4 protein-coding genes and 1 pseudogene are annotated in these 2,133 nt (G+C 61.7%); 4 read left to right on the top strand and 1 reads right to left on the bottom strand.

Going from position 1 to position 2,133, the window contains the following annotated elements:
• The first annotated feature begins 250 nt into the window (after positions 1-250).
• From HMPREF2808_RS11550 to HMPREF2808_RS11535, 4 genes are all read left to right on the top strand, one after another.
• A complete protein-coding gene (locus HMPREF2808_RS11550; RefSeq protein WP_034666346.1) occupies positions 251-796 on the top strand; it encodes a TetR/AcrR family transcriptional regulator in 546 nt (181 codons plus the stop codon).
• Positions 793-1,152 (top strand): DMT family transporter, encoded by a 360-nt coding sequence (locus tag HMPREF2808_RS11545; RefSeq protein ID WP_048733039.1) that lies wholly within the window; start codon positions 793-795, stop codon positions 1,150-1,152. The genes HMPREF2808_RS11550 and HMPREF2808_RS11545 overlap by 4 nt, the downstream gene beginning before the upstream one ends.
• Positions 1,149-1,478, top strand: a complete 330-nt coding sequence (locus HMPREF2808_RS11540; RefSeq protein WP_003849969.1) for a DMT family transporter — start codon at positions 1,149-1,151, stop codon at positions 1,476-1,478. The genes HMPREF2808_RS11545 and HMPREF2808_RS11540 overlap by 4 nt, the downstream gene beginning before the upstream one ends.
• 99 nt (positions 1,479-1,577) lie before the next feature.
• Entirely contained in the window at positions 1,578-1,892 is a 315-nt protein-coding gene (locus tag HMPREF2808_RS11535) for an NIPSNAP family protein (protein ID WP_174232238.1), read from the top strand.
• 157 nt (positions 1,893-2,049) lie between these two features.
• Here the strand turns inward: HMPREF2808_RS11535 and HMPREF2808_RS13405 are convergent.
• Positions 2,050-2,133 (bottom strand): annotated as a pseudogene (locus HMPREF2808_RS13405) (IS6 family transposase); the annotation flags it as partial.

Raw genomic sequence — 2,133 nt, 5'->3', positions numbered from 1 at the left:
ACCATAAAGCCCGTGCTCATCATCGAAGATGGCCTTGATTCGTGTCAATCCGACGACAACATCACACTCACCACTTTTCTGTAGACATAAGACCTAGACCCCGCTAGACACGTGTAAAACAATGCTAGGAACGGCCCTATTTACAGGAAACATTCTGCCGCATACCGGCGTAACAATAGGGTGTACCCCAGGTGCCCCTACCAGCGCCCGCAGTTGAAGGCTTCACCTACCAAATGGTAAAGTTAGCTATATGCGAACCAGTCAGCGCTCCGAGATCCTGGAAGCTGCCCTCCGCGTCATGAACGCAGCGGAGGGTGGCGACATTACCCTTGACGCAGTGGCCCACGAGGCCGGGCTCACCAAACCGGGATTGCTATATCACTTCCGCAACCGCGACGTACTGCTCGCCGCGATCGTCGACCACGCTGCGGCCAACGTCGAGAACGACATGACTGCCACCCTTGGCAAGCCCCTCGAGAACGCCAACGCCACCGAGCGGCTCCTGAGCTACGTTCACGTCGCCGCCCACGGGGCCGCCAAGCGCGCCGAGTTCATCATCTGGGGCCAAGCGACGTATCGGCCCGAACTCACCGAACCGTGGACTACGCGGATGGGCCGCTGGCTCGAACTCCCGGACGATCTCGACGCCGCCACCCGAGCCAGGCTGACCACCGCCCGACTCGCCGCCGACGGACTCTGGGGCGCCCAGGCCACAGGTGTGTCCACCCTCCACGGCGCGGATCTCGAAGCCGTCGTCTCCAGCATTCGCTCCCTGATCGAAGGAACAACCCCATGAAGCAGTGGTTCCTGCTCGCTGGCGCCATCACTACCGAAGTGGCGGCGACGCTGTCTCTCAAGGCGGCGCTCAATCACCCATCCTGGTACATCGTGGTTGCTGCCGGATACATCGGCACTTTCGTCTTCCTCACCTTCTGCCTGCGCGAAGGAATGCAGATCGGCGTCGCCTATGGCATCTGGGGAGCCAGCGGGGTCGTGCTCGCCGCCGTGCTATCCGCCGCGATTTTCGGTGAACCTCTGACCGCTGTGATGGGTCTTGGAATGGTTGCGATCATCAGCGGTGTCCTCACCGTCGAACTCGGCTCCCAGAAAGCTCAGCAAACCGCAGCCCAGGAAGCAGGAGTCAACTCATGAGATGGATCTTCCTCGCAGGCGCCATCTTGTCCGAAGTCGTCGCGACCATGTCGCTACGAGCCTCCGACGGTGGCCGGGTGAAGAAATGGTTCATCGGCGTCATCGCGGGGTATCTCGTGGCGTTCGTCGCCTTAAGTCTCGCCTTGGCCGACGGCATGGCCCTTGGCGTCGCCTACGGCATCTGGGCAGCATCCGGCGTAGCTCTCACCGCGATCCTCGCCCGGGTCATCTTCCACGAACCCCTCACCCGAACCATGGCCCTCGGCATCCTCCTCATCGCCGTCGGAGTTCTCACCGTTGAACTCGGCGCCAACTTGGCGAACTGACGCATTTCCGCAGGTAAACCAGGCAGATTGGTGTGCTGCACCACGAGGCGCACAGACAAAGGCTCCCCAATGAGCGCCTGTGGGCCTAGCGTTGTGGATGTGATCACCTGTGTCGTCCACTACACCATCGACCCCGACCAGATCGCAGCCTTTGAACAGTTCGCCCGCGCTTGGATGCGGCATGTCGACGAACACGGCGGCACCCACCACGGGTACTACCTACCCGCGGAAGGTGTGAGTGACCGTGCGGAATCCCTGTTCAGCTTCCCCAGCCTGGCTGCCTACGAGCAGTACCGCACCTTGTTCGGCACCCACTCGGACTTCATCGCCGCTGACCGGATTCGAGACGAGTCCGAGTGCGTCCTGCGGTACGAGCGCACCTTCATGCGGCCGCTCCTACCCCAGGGACACTGAAAGGGACTCCGGCAGCACGCTCGGCACAACCCACAACGCCGCAGGTCAGCGCGTACAGATGGGTGTACCCCAGAGCGCGAATCAGCATGGACCTATAAAGCGACTATCCTATACCGGTCTGGCCACCGGCGGTGATCGCCCGATAGAGGTAGCATCACCTGCCGCCGACTCGGATATAGGTCTCATCGACCCGCCAGGAACTGGCCTGGCAGTCAGGTACCTGCCGGTACCACCGTGTTTG

This window comes from Corynebacterium sp. HMSC078A10, from assembly GCF_001811565.1.
Taxonomy (GTDB): Bacteria; Actinomycetota; Actinomycetes; order Mycobacteriales; family Mycobacteriaceae; genus Corynebacterium; species Corynebacterium hesseae.
Note: the sequence above shows the minus strand (reverse complement) of the source record. Positions and strands in the feature narration are given on the sequence as shown.

Coding starts and splice junctions, on each gene's coding strand:
- HMPREF2808_RS11550 (WP_034666346.1), top strand. CDS start 251: ATGCGAACCAGTCAGCGCTCCGAGATCCTGGAAGCTGCCCTCCGCGTC.
- HMPREF2808_RS11545 (WP_048733039.1), top strand. CDS start 793: ATGAAGCAGTGGTTCCTGCTCGCTGGCGCCATCACTACCGAAGTGGCG.
- HMPREF2808_RS11540 (WP_003849969.1), top strand. CDS start 1,149: ATGAGATGGATCTTCCTCGCAGGCGCCATCTTGTCCGAAGTCGTCGCG.